A 1,327-nucleotide genomic window follows, 5' to 3' on the forward strand; every position below is an offset into this window, starting at 1 on the left:
AAGCCTAGAAACTTAAACTCGGGATTATTTGGTCTTACAATCTTAGACTTCTCGGCATTCACAATTAGCCCTAGCTTATCCTCAATAAATCGCACAATATTACGCATGACTCGTCTTGCAGACATCTCACTTTTGACAAGTATGATACAATCATCGGCATATCTTACAAAACGTAATTGACGTGACTCGAGTTCTTTATCTAGCTCATTGAGCATAATGTTACTGAGTAACGGGGATAAGTTCCCACCTTGAGGTGTACCCATCGTTGATTCAATATCACCTTCATCTGTACGAATCCCACTCACCAAATATTTTCTGATAAGCGATATGACGTCGCCATCTTCTATTGTTCGAGCCACAAGATTCATAAGGCGGTCATGATGAACGGTATCAAAGAATCGCTCCAAATCAATATCCACTACCCATTGATAGCCTTCATTCATATATTCTAACGCCTGCTGAATGGCCATTTCAGCTCGTTTACGAGGGCGAAAACCATAGCTGTATTGGCTAAACTCAGCGTCGAATATAGGCGTGATGACTTGAGATATTGCTTGTTGGATTACACGGTCGACGACCGTGGGTATTCCCAATAAACGTACACCGCCATTAGGTTTTGGTATTTCCACTCTCAGAACTGGTTGGGGGTTGTATTGTCGTTGAAGTATTTGTTTTCTCACCTCTAGGCCATTTCGTACAAAATAAGCTTTCACCTCATCGACAGTCATACCATCAACGCCAGGTTTTCCTTTATTTCTCCGCACTTGTCCAATTGCCAGTTCAATATTTTCGTGACTTAATATCTCCTTCATCAAGTTCTTTGTATACATGTCTGTTAGTCCTTTCTGTTTCGTGAAGTCGGTATCTACTTTTACGCTCAATGCCAGTAGTCCTTTGCCTGCTTCCAATTGAGAATTCTTAACAATAAAACTGTTCAGCCCTTCACTCCTTCTACCTTTCGATAGACGTCTTCATTACTATGGCTTCGGCTGACTTCTCACGTTCCAGTCCTATATCACTATAAGAGTTTGGTGCAGAGACGTGAGACCTCCCCAGTTAAGGTACAAACTCTTCCTCTCCATCTATCCGCCACATTTACACCACTTGATTATGTCAGTAACTATTGGGCTTCAACTTCTTTTGCAGCCTTACCCTCAAGTGTCGCCTTTTATGTGATTTCTGTTCGTCGGACCAGAGATTTGCTTTAGACTTCCTTCAGATTCCACCTCGCGATGGACACCCTTGTCTTTAGCTATACGTTTTCCGTTACTGGGACACGTTAGGGACTTTAACCCTTAAGAGTTTGCCCATGCTGGGCAAACAAAAA

At 42.2% G+C, this 1,327-nt stretch carries 1 protein-coding gene; it reads right to left on the bottom strand.

Annotation, left to right across the window (positions count from 1 at the left end; translation table 11 throughout):
• Positions 1–830 (bottom strand): group II intron reverse transcriptase/maturase (ltrA, locus tag ACO03U_RS13710; protein WP_423104958.1); only part of this gene is annotated, 830 nt, incomplete at its 3' end.
• Positions 831–1,327 lie beyond the last annotated feature (497 nt).

It is taken from the genome of Enterococcus diestrammenae (assembly GCF_049384045.1).
Classification (GTDB): Bacteria; Bacillota; Bacilli; order Lactobacillales; family Enterococcaceae; genus Enterococcus_C; species Enterococcus_C diestrammenae.